This is a genomic window from Brevibacterium sediminis (assembly GCF_013623905.1).
GTDB classification, from domain to species: Bacteria; Actinomycetota; Actinomycetes; order Actinomycetales; family Brevibacteriaceae; genus Brevibacterium; species Brevibacterium sediminis.
In genome coordinates, this window is record NZ_JABKDD010000041.1 from 1 (window position 1) to 1,329 (window position 1,329).

Annotated in this window: 1 protein-coding gene; it reads right to left on the reverse strand. The window is 62.3% G+C overall.

What is annotated here, in order from left to right:
- Positions 1-34 precede the first annotated feature (34 nt).
- Positions 35-1,111 carry an IS110 family RNA-guided transposase gene (locus HK108_RS18620; protein ID WP_181272608.1) on the reverse strand — a complete coding sequence of 359 codons (1,077 nt, stop codon included), beginning with the start codon at positions 1,109-1,111 and terminating at the stop codon, positions 35-37.
- Positions 1,112-1,329: the final 218 nt, after the last annotated feature.

Consider the following 1,329-nt stretch of genomic DNA (forward strand, 5'->3'; position numbering starts at 1 on the left):
GCGCCAGGTTGCTGGGCCGATCCTTCTATGTCTGTCAAGCCGGCGCGGGACTAGTTTCTAACCCGTTGAGAATCCTGAAGACCCGACGCGCTAGATACCATTTGAGCTTGCGTTTGAGCTCCCTCTTCGACTTCTTCGTCGGGTCCTCACCAAAGCGCTGGGCAACATAATCCCTGGTCCTCTCATCGTGGATCATCCGGTTCGTGATCACCGTGTGCAAAGCCCGGTTCAACTGCCGATCCCCACCCCGATTCAACCGATGCCGGTGCGTGTTACCCGACGACGCAGGGATCGGGTTGACCCCCGCCAAAGCTGCGAACGCAGCCTCGTTCCGTACCCGACCCGGATGGGACCACGCGGTGAAGCACACAGCAGCACTGAACGGACCGATCCCGGGCTCGGCCAGCAAGACCGCGGCCGGGCTGGCTTCAACGAGCTCGGCGAGCCTGTCATGGTTGTCCTGCAGATCGTCATTCAAAGCCAGGACCCGTTTGGCCAGACGGATCGCTTCATCACGGGCGGTGGACACATCAATGTCCTCATTGCGGGCCCGCCATTTCGCGATCTCTGTGACCTGGTCATCAGTCAATGACTGACGGGCATCGATGCCCAGATCGATGGTGCGCACCAGAGCTGTCAGGGAGTTGATCATCCGAGTCCGTTCCGTGGTCATCGCGTCCCGGGCTGCCAGCAGGACACGCAGTGCCTGCCGGACACCCGCGCCTTGTCGCGGCCACCGCAGCTGGTCAGTGCGCAACGCCAACACGGATGCCGCGATCCGGTAGGAGTCGAGCTCGTCGCTCTTGCCCACACCGAACCTGGCCTTGGCATCCATCCGCCCGGCTTCGACGACCGAGTATCCGGCCGCGGCGATGTGCCCGGTCAGCACCGCCCCGTAGGATGCGGTTCCTTCCACAACCCAGAGGGTGTCGAGGTCACCGCCGGTGCGCCTACCAGCCCAGTTCAGAGCCCGTTTGATCCCGGCCCGCGACGTCGGGAAACTGCGGGTAGCGACGAGGAGACCGGTGTTGGTGATGATCGTGTAGACGTGGTTTCTGGCGTGGGTATCGACGCCGATGAAGAAGTTGTATAAGTGCGCGACAATGGACATGGCGGTTCGAAGCTTCCTGTTTGACCGATAGGTTGACCGGCCGCTTGCGGCCGGTACCGGTCCGGGTAGGAGTCACTTCGGAACAACACTGTGATGAGTCACGCCCCCGGTTTTCCGGGGGTGGACAGCCTTCTGATCAAGTTACCGAGGTGGGCCGGGCTGGTGCCGGCCGCACCACCCATGTGATCGGACAAATCGGCCCGAAGACACCACCAAAG